Source organism: Pseudarthrobacter sp. J1738 (assembly GCF_050490315.1).
Classification (GTDB): domain Bacteria; phylum Actinomycetota; class Actinomycetes; order Actinomycetales; family Micrococcaceae; genus JBNPEO01.
This window is the reverse complement of the sequence record NZ_JBNPEO010000014.1, coordinates 12,366-28,633: the sequence shown is the minus strand read 5'-3', so window position 1 is coordinate 28,633 and position 16,268 is coordinate 12,366. Positions and strand designations below refer to the sequence as shown.

Here is a 16,268-nt window from a genome sequence, read left to right as displayed (position 1 = left end):
TGATTGAAGGACTTGAACTCCATGAAGAAAACTCTGACCATTTCTGCCCTTGGCCTTGCCTCCGTCATAGCCCTTGCGGGCTGCGCCGGGACCTCCGGAACTACACCTTCCAGCTCCATGCCGGGCATGGGCCAAACCGGGATGGGGATGTCCTCGAGCTCTGCCCCGGCCGCCTCGGACCACAACGCGGCGGACACCATGTTCACCCAAGGGATGATCCCGCACCACGCCCAGGCCGTCGAGATGAGCGACATGATGCTCAAAAAGCAGGGCATGGATGCCCGGATCACCGCTCTCGCCACCAAGATCAAAGCCGCCCAGGCCCCCGAAATCGAGCAGATGACGGGCTGGCTCAGGACCTGGAACGAACCGGCCCAGATGGCGTCCGGCCATGGCATGGGCGACGGGATGATGGGAGAGGACGATCTGAACAAGCTCAACACCGCCAAGGGCGCCGAAGCGGCCAAGCTGTTCCTGACCGGGATGATCGCCCACCACCAGGGCGCCGTGGCGATGGCCCAGACTGAAATCAGCCAAGGCAAAAACCCCGACGCCATCCAGCTGAGTAAGGCAATCGTGACCTCACAGACAGCCGAAATTAAGGAAATGAAGGACCTGCTGGCCACCCTCTGACCGCTGTCCTCCGGCGCCGGCCCGTCACGGGCCGGCGCCATTCGCCGTTGCCCTGCCCCGGCTGAATCCCTGGAGTCCCCATGCCCCGCCCCTCCCGTCCCTGGCGCCGCGCCGCAACCGTCCTGGCAGCCGGCGCCAGCCTCATCCTCGCCCTCTCGGCATGCAGTCCCTCCTCCGGCACGACGGCACCCTCACCCGCCGGCACCGGCAGCGGCCTGCCTGACGCCCATGTTCACGGGCTGAGCGTCAGCAGCGAAACCGGCCAGGTGCTTCTGGCCACGCACGATGGCTTGTTCGACGTCACGAAACAACCAGCCACCAAAATCGGCGCCACCAACGACCTGATGGGTTTCACCGGCGGCACGGACCACGGCGTCCTCTACGCATCCGGACACCCGGGGGAAGGCTCCAGCCTTCCCAATCCGATCGGGCTGATCAGATCCACCGACGCCGGTAAATCGTGGGAACAGCTCTCCCGTCAGGGTGAATCCGACTTCCATGCGCTCACCGCGACCAAATCCGGGATCGTCGGCTTCGACGGAGCGCTGCGCACCAGCCCGGACGGTAAAACCTGGACCACGGGGGCCGCGGATTTCGTCCCGGCCGTCCTCGCCGGTAACCCCACCAGCGACACTGTCCTGGCCACCATTCCACAAGGGATCCGCCGCTCAACCGACGGCGGTAAAACCTGGACCAGGGTGGAATTCGGACCCGTGGTCCAGTTCGCCGCCTTCGCCGGCCCCGCCGAGGCGGTGGGAGTCGAACCGGACGGGACGGTCCACTCCTCCGCGGACGCCGGCGCGACCTGGATCCGCAAGGGCGAAATCCAGGACACGGTCCAGGCTGTGGCTGCAGTGAAGGGCCCGGATGCAAAGTTGGTGATCTGGGCCGCGACGGCCAGCGGGATCGTGGTCTCCACCGACGGCGGAGCTACGTTCCGGTCCGTCGGTGCCTCCTGAGGGCTCGATGCGTGACCCGTTCATGGTCCTCTTCGGGGGATCCCTCGTGTCGGCCGCCATCGAGCTCTGAATTATCTTGAATCGTCCGGGCCGGCGGGCACCGGTCAGCGGGGTGCGCAACCGCCTATCCTTCAGGCGTCTGAGCCGACGCCACGCACGGCGGTGCGCAATATCTCGGCGGAAGGAAGCCCCGCCATCCTGTCTTCCAAGCGATACACGCGACAGCTCAGGGCAGGTGCGGACTCGGCAGGCAACAAGTCCCGTCCGTCCGCTATGAACGACGGGGAGCCGTGGAAACGCAGCGCCCCGGCCTCTTCCTCGGACGTTACTTCACGGACCGTTATGCGTCCGGTGTCTTTTCCTTCGGCTGCCAGGGCTTGACGGAACAGTTCCAGGGCCGGACCGCTGTTCGGGCAGCCGTGGATGGTGCGCAGTTCATAGTCCATGGCTCAGCCGTTCCCGGGGCCCAGGGACAGGCTGACAGTCGTCGGTTCAGTGCTGGAACCACAGCCTTCGCAGCAGCCGGGAGCCTCGGCCACCTCAGCGTCACGCGTCGGTGTTACGCGTGCGTCCGAATTAGAGCGGCCACCCTCGTGGCTCGCGCCTGCGCACGTTTCCGGGGCCCGGCAGCACTCGTCCGTTTCGGTCTCGGGCGCATCGTGGCTGTGCGGAACGGCGCAGCAGAGATCGCCGCGCCAGGCGTTGACGCCTTCTCGGACGGCGATCGCGGCGATGACCAGAGCTGCACCGGCGTCCGCCCACCACCAGCCCAGCGTGCTGTTCAGCACGAGCCCTGCCAGCAGGACAGCGGAGAGGTACGTGCAAAGCAGCGTTTGCTTGGAATCCGCCACTGCGGTCCTGGATCCGAGTTCCCGTCCGACCCGGCGCTGGAGCCAAGACAGTACCGGCATGATGGCCAGGCTCAGAGCCGCGATCACGATGCCAGGGGTGGAGTGCTGCGCTTCGCCGCCTCCGGCCAGGGACCGGACCGAATCCACCGTGACGAACAGGGCCAGGGCGAAGAAGGAGAACGCGATGATCCGCAGGGTCAGGTGTTCTCGCTGTTCAGGGTTCTTGGCGGAAAACTGCCAGGACAGGGCGACGGCGGACGTGACCTCGATCACCGAATCAAGTCCGAACCCGATCAGAGCGGAAGAATCAGCCACGTTGCCTGCCCAGAGGGCAACGACGGCCTCTACGACGTTGTAGGTGATGGTCGCGGCCGCGAACAGGCGGATACGACGGCTCAGAACGGCGCGCCGGGACGCGGTGGGTGCGGGCTGGAGTGCCGTGATCATTTTAGGCACGTCCCGTCCGGCGCGCAGCAGGCTGGATCCACGGCCAGCACCACACCAATCAAGTCCGTGATGGCGTGGCCCAGCCGGGCGTCCGCGAGCTCATACCGGGTCCGCCGGCCGTCCGGGACGGCCACCACGAGGCCGCAGCCGCGAAGACAGGTCAGGTGATTGGACATGCTCTGCCGTGAGACTCCGAGGGAATTGGCCAGGTCCGACGGGTACGCGGGCGCATCGGCCAGTGCCAGGAGAATCCGTGCCCGGGTGGGGTCAGAGACCGCGTAGCCGAACCGTGCCAGCACCGGGGCGTGCGTGAGGGTTTCCATAAACCCAAAGTACATCGACACGTGTATTCATGCAATTGTGTACTGGAAGCAGGGATCAGCCGGCGTTGCGCGGCGCGAACATGATCACGGCCACCCCGAGCAGGCAGATCACCGAACCGGTAATGTCCCACCGGTCGGGCCGGAAGCCGTCAAAGATCATGCCCCAGGCCAGGGACCCGGCGACGAACACGCCTCCGTAGGCGGCGAGGATCCGGCCGAAGTGGGCGTCGGGCTGCAGGGTCGCGGCGAAGCCGTAGATCCCCAGGGCCAGGACCCCGAGCCCCGCCCACCACCATTCCTTGCCCTCGCGGACCGACTGCCACACCAGCCATGCCCCACCAATTTCAGCCGCTGCGGCGAGGATGAACAGGAGGACGGTTTTTGCGATACTCACGGGTTCATCTTGGCAGTGTCTGGCTGCTCGCCGGTGGCGGGGTCTCCGGTAACCGTGTGGGCGCGGGGTTCCGGGCTGCGGTTCAGGCGGAGAGCGCCGGCAGCGGCAACCACGAGGGCCAGGGCGCCAAGGCCGAGAGGCAGCCCGGCGAGCGTGGCGATCCCTCCGACCAGGAGGGGGCCGCCGGCGTCTCCGAGTTCGCGTCCGAGCTCAGCCGAGCCCATGGTTCGCCCCATCCGTTCCGGAGGAGTGGTATCGGCCAGGTGGGCGAAGCCCAGCGGCGTGGCAACACCCACGCCTGCACCGATTGCGGCGGCGGCCAGGAAAATAGTGACGGGCCCCGGTGCCAGCGCGAGGATCGCGATACCGGCGGAGGTGAGCAGCAGCCCGGTTCTCATGCCGCGGGCATCGCCGATCCGGCCCCGGTCGCGCGACCTGCCGATCCAGGGCTGGATCAGGACCGAGGCGATGGCCAGAACACTGACGGCGGCCGTTCCTGCGAAGGGTCCGAGCCCGTACCGGGTGGCCAGCGCGGGAAGGAACCCGATCGCGGATCCCAACGCAGCGGTCGAGGCCGCCAGCACCAACGTGGGGATCAGGAACCGCCGCTCCGTGACCTGGCGCGCCAGATCCAGCACCGTGTAGCGCCGGCGCGGGAGAGGCTCCAGATGAGGCACGCGCACGATCACCCACACCGCCGTGACGGCAGCCAGCACCGAGAGGGCGGCAAACAGCAGCGCGAACCCGCCGGCGAAAATCAGGCCCGCCCCCAGCAATGGTCCGATGACGTATCCGAGGCTCTTCCAGGACCCGTACCGGCCAAAATACGTGCCGGCGTTCCTGCCCCCGGCCAGGCGGGCGACCATCGCCGAGGATGCCGGAGAGAACGCCGAGGCTGCCGCACCCTGGCCGAGACGGGCCAGGCCGAGCATGAGCGGATTGGCAGCCCACAGGCCGATGAGCGAGAGCAAAGCAAAGGCCAGAAGGCCACCAACAATGACCGGTTTCGCGCCGATCCGGTCACTGAGCGCACCGAAGACCGGCTTCAGGAACACCTCCGCGAGGTCGTACACGGCGAGCAGGATGCCGAGATTCAGCAGCGTCAGGCCGATGTTCTCGCTCTGGGCACCCATGCCGGCTGCGATGCTGTGGGCGCCGAAGGCCGTCACGAACCCGGCAGCGTACAACGGCGCCGAGGACGTCCGGGCCGCCAGGGCGGGAGCAGGACCATTCATGAGTGCAGCTCCTGATAAACGAGCCCGGAAAATTCCTCCAAGACAACGGCGCAGGCAGCCAAATCCTCATCTGCTCTGGCTGCCGATGGGCTGCCGAAGACGTCCCTCGCGCGGATCGTGCGGAACCACCGCCTCAGCCGTTCCAGGTTCTGTTCTTCCTCTTCCAACTCGGCCAGCGTGAACTTATGCTTGGAGATTTCCCGGGCGATTTCGTCCTTGAACTTCCCACAATCAGCGACGAACTCCGCCCATTCATCCTCCCTGGCAGCGTCGAACAATGCACGGAGCTTCGCAGCATCAGCATCAGTGGAGCCCGTGGTCAGCAGGATCAGCTCACCGCCGCCGGAACGGGCCAGAGCCCGCGCCTTGTCGGCACCTTCCCTGCACACCGGCACATCGGGGGCCGTCCATGCACCTTGTCCGACCGGAACCGCACCGAACCGCCGCAGCTCGCGCCAGACGGCGACCCGGTGCCGGGACGGTTCAGAGGGCACCTGCACGAGCATCACAAGCCAGGAAGATTCCAATGTGTTAGTCACAGGTGCAATTGTAACTGCTGTTACATATCCCCTGCCCGTCCGCATGCGGATGCACCTAACGCGTGAAGCGCAGCGGTATTTGGCGTTGTTTTGTCAGCGCTATTTGGCGGGTCCAGCTCAGTGGTCAGTGCTTTCGATGGCGGCGGCGGGTTACCGGCATGGGGAGAGGCGTCAGTCGTGGGCCGGTTCCCCGGTCATCCGGTGGTCGGCGTGGTTGATGGTTTCGCGGATGAGCCGGACCAGGTGCCCGTCGTGCAGGGAATAGATGACGTGCCGGCCGTCCTTGCGGGTGTCCACGAGGCCGCTGAGCCGGAGTTTGGCCAGGTGCTGGCTGACCACGGTCCGGGGCGCCCCGGACGCGTCGGCGAGTTCGGTGACGGTTTTCGGTCCGGTGGAGAGCTGCCAGAGCAGGTGCAGGCGGGTGGGTTCGGCGAGCATCCGCAGCGTGCCTGCGGCTGTTTCGAGCAGCTCCGTGCCCGGGGTGACCGGGTGGGCCAGGGAGGGTTCCCCTGGGACGGTGTTCAACGCGCTGCTAGGCCTGCTGCTCAACGGTCTGCTCCTCAGTGGCTGGTTCCTGGGATGCCGCGGCGGTGTGCCGTGGCCAGGACAGGAATGCACCCGCACTGCCTATCATCGCAACAATTGTCAAAGCCAGCGCGGCCCAGCCCAGTCCCGCGGCCGCCCCGATCCAACCGGCCAGCGGGTAGGTCAGGATGTAGCAGGCGTGGGAGAGGGAGAACTGCGCCGTGAAAACATAGGGCCGGGTTTCCTCGGTGGAGGCATCGCGCAGCAGCCGGGACGAGGGGGTGAGGATCGTGGAGTTCGCCGCCCCTAGCAGGAACCACAGCCCCAGCAGCAGCCACCATCCCGCACCACCGACGCCCAGGAGGGTCAGGAGTGTGGCGCCGGCCAGCACGGCGGGGATCAGCGCTGCGCCGGTGAGCATCACGGCACGGTCCCCGAACCGGTCCAGAACCCGGGGCGCGGACAGGGCGACGATCATGGAACCGACACCGAAGCAGGCCAGGGCCAGGGCCAGGTCGGTGTCGGGGCGGTGCAGGACATCCCGGACGTAGACCACGGTGTTGACCAGCACCAGCGCCGTCGGGGCTGCGACCACCAGGTTCAGTGCCAGCAGGGACCGCAGGCGCCGGTTGCGCCAGAAAATCCGTGTGCCCAGGGTGGTCCGGTGCCACAGGGACGTCTGCGGCCCGGCCGGGGCGGAAATCCGGGGCAGGGCCGTGATGGTGACCATGAAGGCCGAGAACAGGAACCCGGCCACGGTACCGATGAACAGGTTGTTGAAGCTGATCAGCGTCAGCAGCAACGCCGCAAGGGCCGGGCTGACCAGGGCTTCCATGTCGTAGGCCAGCCGGGAGAGGGACAACGCGCGGGTGTAGTCGCGCTCGTCCTTCAGGATGGTGGGGATCAGCGACTGGAAGGCCGGGGTGAAGGTCGCGGAGGCGGACTGCAACAGGAAGATCACCACGTAGATCTGCCAGGTGTCGGTGATGAAGGGCAGGCACAGTGCCATCGCCGCGCGGATCAGGTCCGCCCCGATCAGCACCGGCTTCTTCGGCAGCCGCGCCACCAGTGCGTTGATCACCGGGGCCAGACCCACATAGGCCAGCATCTTGATCGTCAAAGCTGTGCCCAGCACCGCCCCGGCGTTCCGGCCGGCCAGGTCGTAGGCCAGCAGCCCGAGGGCCACCGTGAGCAGCCCGGTGCCGATCAGGGCCACGATCTGGGCCGCGAACAGCCGCCGGTAGGTCACATTCCGCAGAACCGCTAACATCGGGCCAACTCTCTTAAGTGCATACGTGCGCGTCCATGCACCCACTGTAGTGGACTTTCGTCCTTACGATGTTTCACCCTCGGCCGCAATTGGATGCAGGGGCGCTCCAGGGGTGTGCGGACTCCTCTCGTACGGCCCCGTCTTGTCGTTATCGATAACGAAGGATTTCAAGAACAGGTTGATTTGAGAATCGTGGTGTTCGCAGCGAGCTGTTGCAAACGGGCATCTTCTTGCGGAAAACCGCCGTTAGGACGAAAAACCGAGCTCAGGGCCGGTCGTTCTCACAAATAGGTCTCAAAACGGTACGGTTCACCAATGTGCCGGACTGAGTTTTGAGAAGAGAACACCCATGACCGCACACCGAATCGGCTACGCCCGAGTCTCCACCCGGGACCAGAACCTGGGCTTGCAGATCGGCGCCCTGAAGAAGGCCGGATGCGACAAAATCTACGAAGACACGATCAGCGGCACCAAGTCTCACCGCCCCGGACTCGACCGGGCGCTAGACACCCTGCGCGACGGTGACACCCTGGTGGTGTGGAAGCTAGACCGCCTGGGCCGGAGCGTGAAAGACCTCCTGGACTTCGCCGGCGGCCTAAACAACCGCGGCGTAGGCTTCGTCAGCCTCACCGACGCGATCGATACCACCACGGTCTCCGGGCGCTTTTTCTTCAACGTGATGGCATCCCTGGCCCAGATGGAACGGGAGCTCATGGTCGAGCGCACCCAAGCCGGACTCCGAGCCGCGCGCGAACAGGGACGAGTAGGTGGCCGCAAACGCATCATGACGGAAGCCAAGATCCGCTCAGCCCGCAAACTACTCAAGCAGGGAACACCGCCCCGGGAAGTGGCCACGAGCCTCGGCGTCTCCGTCCCGACGCTCTACCGGTGGGTCCCGGCAGCAGGCGCGACTGGGGCTTCGACGCAATAGTCGCTGCTGTTTGGTGCAGGCGACTTCTGAAAAGTGACGGTTGGTGCAGAGGACTATTGAGCGGAATGCAATTCCGTGCAGGGGACTTGTGACATCTCCGTGTCCGTACTCGTCTGCACTACGCCGGAATTCCGCGGGAGCGAGTGCAGAAGACTTCTGAAAACGACAATTTTCGGCGGTAGATGGCGGTCTTTTTGCGGCGATATTCGTCGCCTCGCTGCCGCGAGGGAATCGCCTATCGAACGCCGGGCCGGTTATGAGGATGGCGTCCTCCGGGCGCCGGTATGTGCTTGTAGAGGGAATTTCGGTCGGGCCGTGGGAAGCGCTTTCTTCGTGCTTTGCCTGATGCACGCCGCCCTCACCACCACGCTTCGGGCTTCATGGTTCCCGGGTTCGGTGGTCTCTCGTTCCTGCGGCCAGAATTGGAACGCTGTGGGTACTCGGATAGCTGTAAGGGTCCCTACAGGGGCCGAAGTGGGCCGGCTGTGGCCGGTTGGTGATCGGTGGGCTCCAGCAGACCTGCGCCGGGTAGTGGTCATTGATCAGACAGCCCTGGCATGGTCCGGCGTCGTCCCGGTTTGCGTTCGGCCGGGCTTAGAGCCCGGTTAGCAGCTCGCGGGCTCTGTCGAGGGCGTCTTGGCACGTGCGAACCATTTGCCCGGGTGTGTTCGAGGTTCGGTAGAGGTCGCGTGCCCATTCGAATTCGGCAGCTGCCTCGCGGTAGCGGGCTTCGTCGAACAGTCGCCTGCCGATCTGGTATCGGACCATGGCCTCGCGGACGCGGGTCCCGGCCAGTTGTAGTGCTTCTTCGTGGACCCGGGCCGCCTCATGCCAGGCGTATTGGCGCTGGTAGGCGCGGGCGAGCACCAACAGGGGTAGGAGCCGGTCCCGGGCTGTTGCCGCCAGTGCGTGGCCGGCGTGTATGGCTTCCTCTGGCTGGCCGAGAAGCGATAAGATCCACACCCGTTCAAGGGCAGGGCAGGAGTCGAGGCGGGCCCACAGCGCCTCCCTGTCCAGGACGATTTCCCGCAGCGTTATCGGGTCCGTTCTCCACAGACTTCCCTGGACCTGGTCGGGGTCGGGTATCACAGGACCGGTGCTGCTTGATCAGAGCCCGGGACGGCGCGGCGCCTCCAGAGGTCCCTCTCGAGGGTGGTTCCGTACGGTACGTCGGGGCTGGCCTCCACCGTGAACAGCGACTGGCCGAGGCGGGTCATTAGGATTCCTCGTCTGTCCCCCGACTCTGCGGTGTCCCGGACCTGCTTCACGGCGACGGCCAGGTCCCCCTGGAGACAATGCGGATTTTCTACGACCACGACCCGGACAGCGGGGCTATCCGGCGCCGTGGACAAAGGTCCCCCGGGTGCAGGGTTGGCGGTGGTCATGTGTACCCAATCTCCTAGATCTGATCACATTCTGACTAACCATCGGTACCGGCCGGGATGGAAGGCACGTGCTGGTCAGCCGGACGGCAGTTGCACGATCTGCGCCAGCATAACCGAGCTTCCTGTAGGGTCCACCCACAGGCGGCGTCAATTCGGGGCGCTGTTTCGGCGGCTTCACCGGGGTCGGACGCACCAGTCCTTCGACGCTGTGCGGGCGGCTGGTCGGCCATTAGGAGCTACGGACCGGGCGCACACTTACCGGGGCCGCAGTCTTCCGGCGACCGCGGCGGAGGCTTTTTCTTCCTGCTGTGCTGCCGCTGAAGTACCGAGGGCCTGTGATGTCCGCGCGGGCTGCGATGCATGTAGGGCTCTCCCGTCGGAATGCCCCTGCTTCGGAGTCTCTTTGGCCGCCGGGGCAGGTTGTACGGCGCGGATAGGGGTGGCGGACACCTATTGTTCCGGGCAGTCCGTGCGCACACTGGATTCGGAGCGGCCGGGTGTGGCCAACGGCGCCCGATAAGCTGGGGTCCATGACGTGGTTGGTGCTGATAGTCAGGCTCCGTGGCGCTGCACCCCGGTATCGGCGCCGCGTTTACGCCGCTCTCGCTGACGGCGGAGGTGTCGCCGTTTCCGGGGGTGTCTGGGCTATCCCGGATACCGTGATGCATCGTCCGGCCGTGGATGCCGCCGTAAGGCATGCCCTGGCCGGCGGCGGTGACATCGTTGTCATGGCCACCACGACGGACAATGGCGCCAGTCATGAGGTGTTCGAGGTGAAACTTTCCGAACGGCACACGGCCGAGGCAGAGGCTATCACCGGCAGGTGCACAGGTCTTGCTGCCGCGGCCGCGGCCGGGTGCGGGCGGGGTGGGCTGTCGACGGATCTACATGCCCTTCAACGGGACGTCCGTCGCTTGGCGCGCCTGGACGTGATCGGGCTTGAGGTCGTCGCGTCAGCTGAAGCGGCTGTGGCCCGGGCAGGGAATTTACCGGCGGCGTGTGAGTGCCGGGTTTGAGGAAGGGGCCCGGTCGTTGCGGATTGCACCGGGCAGCTGTTCTCAGCGTCTGCTCAGCATTGTTGCCCTATGGTGAGGGCCATGGTTTCTTTGGCGTTGCCTGCCGGTGTGTTGTCCCGACCCGTTGCCGGGCTGCTCCCGCCGTGGCTTGATCCGAACGAGTTCCTGCGTGATCCTGCCTTGGCTCCATGGGTCGTCGGGGTCGTGTGTGTTCCTGTTCGTCGAGACCGGTCTTCTGGTCGGGTTCTTCCTGCCGGGGGATTCGCTTCTGTTCACGGCGGGATTGCTGGTGGCCACCGGCACTATTCAGGTGAATATTCTGTTTCTGGCGGCCGCCGCGTTCGTGGCCGCTTTCGTAGGCGACCAGGCCGGGTATCTGATCGGCCGCAAAGCGGGGCCTGCGGTATTTCGGAAAGAGGATTCCCGGTTTTTCAAACGCAGATACGTGGACCAGACGCACCGCTTTTTCGAGAAGTACGGACGCCGGGCCGTTGTTCTGGCCCGCTTTGTTCCGGTGGTGCGGACGTTCCTTCCGGTCACGGCCGGCGTCGCCGGGATGAGTTACCGTTCCTTCTTCGCCTTTAATGCCATCGGGGCTGCCTTGTGGGGCGTAGGGGTGACGTTGCTCGGGTTCTGGCTGGGCCGCTACGAGTGGATCGGTTCGAACATTGACCTGATTTTCGTTGTCATCGTTGTAATCTCTTTCGTCCCCATCGCAGTGGAACTGCTCAAGAGCCGACGACGCACCGCCGCCGGGCAGGAACGGCAGCACGAAAGATCCTGAGCAAGGTAAGGGACGCAGGCGCCGGGGACCTTGCCGAGGCTCTTTCCGGCGGCTGCTGCTTCACCGGTTGACCGCAGGAAGATCAGAGCATCCCAAAGTCTCATTTCTGGCAGGCTCAGTCGCAGGGGCCGGGAACTTTGCGGCGGCGTCACCGCAGGGGTATCCGTCGAGGAAAATTCTGAGGACAGGAGAGGCAGCGTGACAGCCCGAACTCGTTCGCTATGGAAGAGCACGCTCCCGCGGCGGTCCCAGACCGCCACGCTAATGGCGATGGTCGCCCTCGTCGTCACGGCGGCGGCCTGCCAGTCGCAGGGTGGGCCGGTGCAGGGACAACGGTCCGGCACGCCGGGCCACGTGTTCGTGATCAATCTGGAGAACAAGGGTTATGACCGGGTGTGGGGCAGCGGCTCCCCGGCCCCGTACCTCTCCGGGACCCTGCGCGCCCAGGGCGTGCTGCTGACCAACTATTACGGCATCTCGCACAACTCGCTGCCTAATTATCTCGCCCAGATCTCCGGGCAGCCGCCTAACATGAGCACCAAGAAAGACTGCCCCGTCTACACGCCGTTTACCGGCACGGGTGTGGATTCGCAGGGACGGCTGATGGGCGACGGGTGTGTGTTCCCTGCCGAGGTGCCCACCATCGCCGGCCAGCTGAACGAAAGAACCAAGACCTGGCGCGGCTACATGGAAGACATGTCCGCACCCTGCCAGCACCCGGAGCTCGGTGCCGTCGACGAACATGTGGCGGCCTCCCCCGGTGACCAGTACGGCACCCGCCATAACCCGTTCGTCTACTTCCGTTCCCTGACCTCCAGCCCGGAGTGCGCGAAGAACGTGGTCAACTACTCCAGGCTCGGAAAGGACCTGCAGTCGGTCAACACCACGGCCAACCTCTCCTACATCACCCCCAACCTCTGCCACGACGGGCACGACAGTCCCTGCGTGGACGGGACCGCCGGCGGCCTCGGTACGGCGGATGAATGGTTGAAGAGCCAGGTGCCGGCGATCCTGGCCTCCCCCGCCTACCAGCAGGACGGCATGCTCGTGATCACCTTTGACGAGGCCGACGGCGGGGCCGTCGGCCCCTCGACGGGCGTCACCGGCGGCACAGCAGGAGGAAAGGTCGGCGCCTTGGTACTCTCCCCGTTCACCGCCCCGGGCAGCAGCTCGGACCGCCCCTACAACCATTACAGCCTGCTGGCCACCATGGAAGACAGCTTCGCCCTGCCCCGTCTCGCGGGCGCCGGCGAACCGGGGGTCAACACCTTCGGGACCGACGTTTACCGTTCCGGTCCCTAGGAAACGCCGCTCCGCAAAAAGGGGGTGAAAGGGGCCCTTCGTTTTGCGGTCGGGTTTTGCTCAGGCGGAGCGTGCGCCGGTTGTTACGGCCGCGGCGGGTTCGGGGCGTGAGGTTTCACCGTGTGCTCCTCACCGGGGTTTCGGGAGGGTGACTGGTGGCCGGTCTGGTTGATGGGCGGTTTTTTGTATGTGGCGCGTCCGAGGATGTGGCGGGCCAGTGTGAGGGTTTCGCGGAGTTTGATGGCCGGGAGGTATGCGCGGGTGATGGCGTTGCCGATGGCCGGAAGGGCGGCCGCGTCAGGGTAGAGCATGTACAGGGGTTCGTAGCGGGGCTGGAATTTCGCTTTGAATGCCAGCAGGGACCTGAACCCGTAGACAGGTTCCAGGGCCTCGCCGAGCCGGCCTAGGAAGCGGTCGAGGCCGCCGGTTCCTCCCGTTTCGGGGGTTTCCGCGGTGGATGGTGTGGTGCCGGCGTGCCGGGCCAGTGGTGCTCCGGAGAGACTGATATAGCGGCAGCGCTCGGCTTGGAGGTCCAGGGCTGCGGAGGCGATGAGGAATTCAATGCCGGCACGGAACCCTGTGCTGCGGCGCCGCATGAAGTCCAGGGTCCAGCCTTCGATAGCGCCGTTGCGGTAGACGGGCAGCCAGGAAGTAACGGCGTGGATTTGGTGGGTGTCGTCGATGGCGAGCAGCAGGCGGACGTTGGGGTCGTTGAGTTCGTCCAGGCCGCCGAGGGTGAAGCCCATTTCCGGGACTTTTTTATCGGCTACCCATTCTTCGGAGATTTCCTGGATCTGGGCGGCCAGGGTGAGGGGTGCGTCATGGTAGGTGGTCCATTCGGCGCGGATCCCGTTTTTGGCCGCGTTATTCAGGGCCGTGCGGATGTCCTGGAATTTTTTTCCTTTGAAGGACAGCGTGTCCAGTTCCAGAATGGTTTCCTGGGCTACCTGCACGGATCCCCAGCCAAGAGAAGCTGCGTGGTCGCGCAGGTGTTGGGGTACGGAGTAGAAGCACGGTGTCCAGCCGTGACCGGTGCAGAATGCTGTGAACTCCGCCAAAGAGGACTTTCCCTGGTGCCCGGGGCCGACCGGGCCTCCAAGGGTCAGGGCGATCCCGGCGATGGTCCGGTAGGCAATGAAGCTTTCTCCGGTGGCGGAGAACCAGTAGGTGTTCCCCGGCCAGGTTGTCATCCACGACAGGGTGCTGCCCTGCCCTGTTTTCAGAATTTCCCGGGCCCGGGCGGTCCCGGCGGCGTGCTGGGCCGGGACCGGGTGCAGGAATGTTTTGAGGATCAGGACGGCGGTGACGGCCCAGAAGACGGTGCCGGTGCCTTCATAGAGGATGACCGCGGGGGTGCTTTGGGGGAAGAACGCCGGGGAGAGATCGAACAGGTATCCCAGCGGCAGGAACCTGTCGGGAATATCGGCCAGCAGGTCAAGCGGCGCCGGAACGGGCGTGAAGCCGGGGGCCAGGAGGATGCCGGCGAGCAGGTAGACCGAGGCCAGGGCGGCGGCTGTTTTCCCGGCGCTGACCGCGAGGCTCCGGTAGGTTCCTGCCGGGGCGGTGAGGGGGAACAATTTGCGGGTCAGCAGCAGCACCAGCGTCAGTGCCACCGGCAGCAGCAGCGGCAGTATCAGGGCCAACGGGTGTGTGTAGCCGGGGACCTCGATAGGGCCCGCCGCTTCGCCGGCAGCGGTGTTTGCGGGCACCGGGGACAACGCTGCAGCAATGGTGATTCCTGCCAGAACGGACAATGCCAGCTCGATCAGCACGGCGCCGGCCCAGGCGAAGCGGCGTCCCCGCCGCAGCCCGTCGGAGAGCAGCAGCAACAAGAACGACGGGAGGACGGCCATGAAGATCCCGCCGGCACCGGCGCGCAGCTGCAGTTGCGCCCTCGCGCATTCCTTGACCTGTCCAGGGTCTGTGCAGAGGCTTTGGAGTGTCTGCGGGTCTACGGGCTGGATGTTCGTAAACAGGAACCGCAACACCGAGAGGGGCCCGGCGGCGTGCGGGGCCAGGCCGGCGACGACAGGTCCGACGGCGGACACGGCCACCAGCAGGGCGACCAGGACCCGGCCTTCGTGCCGGGAGGTCACGGGACGGCCGAACCGGGGTGCCCTGCCATGCAGGACCGGGCCGAGGAGGGCGCCGGCAACGGCGGCTCCGAGCCGGACCAAATCCGCGAACCCGCCTGTATAGAGGGCCAGCAGAATCAGCAGGGCGAAGACGGCCAGGCGGATCCGGCGCCGCCAGAGGGTGGGCATGGTCGCCGTGCCGGCCATGAGTGCCCCGGTGATGAGTGCACTGGGGCCGAGGAAGAGGTGCCCGCTCATTTCGCGTGTCCAGGCACCCATCACCTGGTGCGCGGCGGCCAGGAAGCCAAGAGCGGCGGCGATTCCCAGGATCTGGGAGCCAAGGGCGGCTGCAGCGAACCGCGCACTGCCCATCCGTGGTTCCAGGGCCAGCCCCACCACCAGGGTCAGGGCACTTCCGAGCAGGTACCCGGTCAGGTTATGCGCCCAGAAACCTGAGGCGGGCAGCGCCCACCAGTGGCCGGGCACAGAGTGTGCCGCCGCGGCCACGTTCGGGCGCAGGGTCCCGGACGGGCCGTCGATGAGACTGGACGACACCGTTCCGGCGGCCCAAAAGATGAAAATCCAGCCAAGTGTGGCCGGCGCGCGGCGCAGCTGCCGGAGCGCAAAGGCCAGTGCCCTTGGAATGACCGGTTTCCCGGGCTCCTGAGGGGTCGCAGCCACAGGGTTCCTTTCAACGGAGGGGTAGCACGCTGACACGGGAGTGGCCCTCCAGGGCCTCTTTCCGCCCGGGTTACCCCCGGGTACGGTCCGTGGCCGTGCGGTCTAACTTCCGGATCAGCTGCACGCGGCCGATCCGGGGTGCAATGAGGGTATTCCATACCGGCAACCAGGCCAGGACCGCCGCGGTGCTGATGAACACCGAACCGACCACGTCACTGAGGTAATGGACCCCGAGGTAAAGGCGGGAGAACGCGACGACTGCAGCGAAAAGCGAACCCGCGACCAGCGCTGCCAGCCGTTGACCCTTGCTGCGGGCCAGGACCAGCACGGCGGCGAGGACCAGGGAGACGGCGAAGGCCGTGTGGCCGGAGGGGAAACTGTTGTGGCCTGTTTCAACGACCAGGGACGCTGTCACGTCCCCCGGCGGCCGGGAGCGGCCCACCAGTGCTTTGACCGCTGATGAGGCCAGCCAGCCGGCGGCGACGACGGACCCGAACGCCACCGCCTGCACCGGGTTGCGGCGGACCCCGAGCAGATACAGGCAGATGACCAGGACGAGCGTCACCGCTCCTACCGGTCCCAGTCCGTAGTGGATGGCCTCGCTCAACCCGGTTAGGGCACTGTTTCGGCCGTGGCTCAGGGCAATGTCCAGTCCCAGTTCCGGTGACACCGGCCCGAAAGACTTCGCCACCATTCCGGCCGCGGCGGTGGTGGCGAAGATGGAGGCAGCCACGGTGACCCACCACCAGGACTGAAGTCCGGGAAATATTGTGCTCCGGCGGGCCGGGGAGGTATCCATGGTGCAGTCCTGACAGTTCGAGTGCTGATGCGCGGGGCGTGCCACCAGCTTGCGGCACCGGCTCTGAGAAGAACCTGAGAGGGGCTTCGACGTTTCTCAGGTTCCGCACAACAGGACTC

The 16,268-nt window shown here is 65.9% G+C and carries 18 protein-coding genes; 6 read left to right on the top strand and 12 right to left on the bottom strand.

The features are described 5' to 3' along the window. Positions 1–21 precede the first annotated feature (21 nt). Both ACQR35_RS13580 and ACQR35_RS13575 read left to right on the top strand, forming a co-directional pair. The gene (locus ACQR35_RS13580) at positions 22–633 is read left to right on the top strand and encodes a DUF305 domain-containing protein (RefSeq protein WP_430267590.1); all 612 of its coding nucleotides are present in this window, start codon (positions 22–24) and stop codon (positions 631–633) included. 80 nt (positions 634–713) lie between these two features. Then, the gene (locus ACQR35_RS13575; RefSeq protein WP_430267591.1) at positions 714–1,592 is read left to right on the top strand and encodes a F510_1955 family glycosylhydrolase; all 879 of its coding nucleotides are present in this window, start codon (positions 714–716) and stop codon (positions 1,590–1,592) included. Positions 1,593–1,723: 131 nt separating this feature from the next. Here ACQR35_RS13575 and ACQR35_RS13570 read toward each other — a convergent pair whose 3' ends face one another. From ACQR35_RS13570 to ACQR35_RS13535, 8 genes are all read right to left on the bottom strand, one after another. Continuing rightward, the gene (locus tag ACQR35_RS13570) at positions 1,724–2,038 is read right to left on the bottom strand and encodes a hypothetical protein (protein ID WP_430267592.1); all 315 of its coding nucleotides are present in this window, start codon (positions 2,036–2,038) and stop codon (positions 1,724–1,726) included. A 3-nt stretch (positions 2,039–2,041) separates the two neighbouring features. Next, positions 2,042–2,890 (bottom strand): cation diffusion facilitator family transporter, encoded by an 849-nt coding sequence (locus ACQR35_RS13565; RefSeq protein WP_430267763.1) that lies wholly within the window; start codon positions 2,888–2,890, stop codon positions 2,042–2,044. Next, positions 2,887–3,213, bottom strand: a complete 327-nt coding sequence (locus tag ACQR35_RS13560; RefSeq protein WP_400599940.1) for an ArsR/SmtB family transcription factor — start codon at positions 3,211–3,213, stop codon at positions 2,887–2,889. Before ACQR35_RS13560 ends, ACQR35_RS13565 begins: the two co-directional genes overlap by 4 nt. A 55-nt stretch (positions 3,214–3,268) precedes the next feature. Continuing rightward, the gene (locus ACQR35_RS13555) at positions 3,269–3,607 is read right to left on the bottom strand and encodes a YnfA family protein (RefSeq protein ID WP_430267593.1); all 339 of its coding nucleotides are present in this window, start codon (positions 3,605–3,607) and stop codon (positions 3,269–3,271) included. Then, positions 3,604–4,842, bottom strand: a complete 1,239-nt coding sequence (locus ACQR35_RS13550; protein ID WP_430270348.1) for an MFS transporter — start codon at positions 4,840–4,842, stop codon at positions 3,604–3,606. Before ACQR35_RS13550 ends, ACQR35_RS13555 begins: the two co-directional genes overlap by 4 nt. Beyond that, positions 4,839–5,381: a Chromate resistance protein ChrB gene (locus ACQR35_RS13545; protein ID WP_430267595.1), complete on the bottom strand. Its 543-nt coding sequence runs from the start codon at positions 5,379–5,381 to the stop codon at positions 4,839–4,841. The genes ACQR35_RS13550 and ACQR35_RS13545 overlap by 4 nt, the downstream gene beginning before the upstream one ends. 171 nt (positions 5,382–5,552) lie before the next feature. Beyond that, positions 5,553–5,930: an ArsR/SmtB family transcription factor gene (locus ACQR35_RS13540; protein WP_430270347.1), complete on the bottom strand. Its 378-nt coding sequence runs from the start codon at positions 5,928–5,930 to the stop codon at positions 5,553–5,555. Continuing rightward, positions 5,914–7,176 (bottom strand): MFS transporter, encoded by a 1,263-nt coding sequence (locus tag ACQR35_RS13535; protein WP_430270346.1) that lies wholly within the window; start codon positions 7,174–7,176, stop codon positions 5,914–5,916. Before ACQR35_RS13535 ends, ACQR35_RS13540 begins: the two co-directional genes overlap by 17 nt. 349 nt (positions 7,177–7,525) lie before the next feature. On the opposite strand from ACQR35_RS13535, the gene ACQR35_RS13530 reads away from it, so the two are divergent. Continuing rightward, positions 7,526–8,107: a recombinase family protein gene (locus tag ACQR35_RS13530; RefSeq protein ID WP_430267598.1), complete on the top strand. Its 582-nt coding sequence runs from the start codon at positions 7,526–7,528 to the stop codon at positions 8,105–8,107. 594 nt (positions 8,108–8,701) lie between these two features. Here ACQR35_RS13530 and ACQR35_RS13525 read toward each other — a convergent pair. Further along, positions 8,702–9,070, bottom strand: coding sequence for a hypothetical protein (locus ACQR35_RS13525; protein ID WP_430267599.1), 369 nt, complete (start codon positions 9,068–9,070; stop codon positions 8,702–8,704). A 122-nt stretch (positions 9,071–9,192) separates the two neighbouring features. Further along, entirely contained in the window at positions 9,193–9,492 is a 300-nt protein-coding gene (locus ACQR35_RS13520; protein ID WP_430270345.1) for a hypothetical protein, read from the bottom strand. A gap of 530 nt (positions 9,493–10,022) precedes the next feature. On the opposite strand from ACQR35_RS13520, the gene ACQR35_RS13515 reads away from it, so the two are divergent. From ACQR35_RS13515 to ACQR35_RS13505, 3 genes are all read left to right on the top strand, one after another. Further along, positions 10,023–10,508: a Chromate resistance protein ChrB gene (locus ACQR35_RS13515; protein ID WP_430270344.1), complete on the top strand. Its 486-nt coding sequence runs from the start codon at positions 10,023–10,025 to the stop codon at positions 10,506–10,508. Between the two features lie 208 nt (positions 10,509–10,716). Continuing rightward, positions 10,717–11,292 carry a VTT domain-containing protein gene (locus ACQR35_RS13510; protein WP_430267600.1) on the top strand — a complete coding sequence of 192 codons (576 nt, stop codon included), beginning with the start codon at positions 10,717–10,719 and terminating at the stop codon, positions 11,290–11,292. A 270-nt stretch (positions 11,293–11,562) separates the two neighbouring features. Then, positions 11,563–12,594 (top strand): alkaline phosphatase family protein, encoded by a 1,032-nt coding sequence (locus ACQR35_RS13505; RefSeq protein ID WP_430270343.1) that lies wholly within the window; start codon positions 11,563–11,565, stop codon positions 12,592–12,594. A gap of 83 nt (positions 12,595–12,677) precedes the next feature. Here ACQR35_RS13505 and ACQR35_RS13500 read toward each other — a convergent pair whose 3' ends face one another. Together ACQR35_RS13500 and ACQR35_RS13495 are read right to left on the bottom strand one after the other, a co-directional pair. After that, the gene (locus ACQR35_RS13500) at positions 12,678–15,350 is read right to left on the bottom strand and encodes a bifunctional lysylphosphatidylglycerol flippase/synthetase MprF (RefSeq protein WP_430270342.1); all 2,673 of its coding nucleotides are present in this window, start codon (positions 15,348–15,350) and stop codon (positions 12,678–12,680) included. Positions 15,351–15,420: 70 nt separating this feature from the next. Then, positions 15,421–16,149: a phosphatase PAP2 family protein gene (locus ACQR35_RS13495; protein ID WP_430267603.1), complete on the bottom strand. Its 729-nt coding sequence runs from the start codon at positions 16,147–16,149 to the stop codon at positions 15,421–15,423. Positions 16,150–16,268 lie beyond the last annotated feature (119 nt).

Coding starts and splice junctions, on each gene's coding strand:
- ACQR35_RS13580 (WP_430267590.1), top strand. CDS start 22: ATGAAGAAAACTCTGACCATTTCTGCCCTTGGCCTTGCCTCCGTCATA.
- ACQR35_RS13575 (WP_430267591.1), top strand. CDS start 714: ATGCCCCGCCCCTCCCGTCCCTGGCGCCGCGCCGCAACCGTCCTGGCA.
- ACQR35_RS13570 (WP_430267592.1), bottom strand. CDS start 2,038: ATGGACTATGAACTGCGCACCATCCACGGCTGCCCGAACAGCGGTCCG.
- ACQR35_RS13565 (WP_430267763.1), bottom strand. CDS start 2,890: ATGATCACGGCACTCCAGCCCGCACCCACCGCGTCCCGGCGCGCCGTT.
- ACQR35_RS13560 (WP_400599940.1), bottom strand. CDS start 3,213: ATGGAAACCCTCACGCACGCCCCGGTGCTGGCACGGTTCGGCTACGCG.
- ACQR35_RS13550 (WP_430270348.1), bottom strand. CDS start 4,842: ATGAATGGTCCTGCTCCCGCCCTGGCGGCCCGGACGTCCTCGGCGCCG.
- ACQR35_RS13535 (WP_430270346.1), bottom strand. CDS start 7,176: ATGTTAGCGGTTCTGCGGAATGTGACCTACCGGCGGCTGTTCGCGGCC.
- ACQR35_RS13530 (WP_430267598.1), top strand. CDS start 7,526: ATGACCGCACACCGAATCGGCTACGCCCGAGTCTCCACCCGGGACCAG.
- ACQR35_RS13520 (WP_430270345.1), bottom strand. CDS start 9,492: ATGACCACCGCCAACCCTGCACCCGGGGGACCTTTGTCCACGGCGCCG.
- ACQR35_RS13515 (WP_430270344.1), top strand. CDS start 10,023: ATGACGTGGTTGGTGCTGATAGTCAGGCTCCGTGGCGCTGCACCCCGG.
- ACQR35_RS13505 (WP_430270343.1), top strand. CDS start 11,563: ATGGTCGCCCTCGTCGTCACGGCGGCGGCCTGCCAGTCGCAGGGTGGG.
- ACQR35_RS13495 (WP_430267603.1), bottom strand. CDS start 16,149: ATGGATACCTCCCCGGCCCGCCGGAGCACAATATTTCCCGGACTTCAG.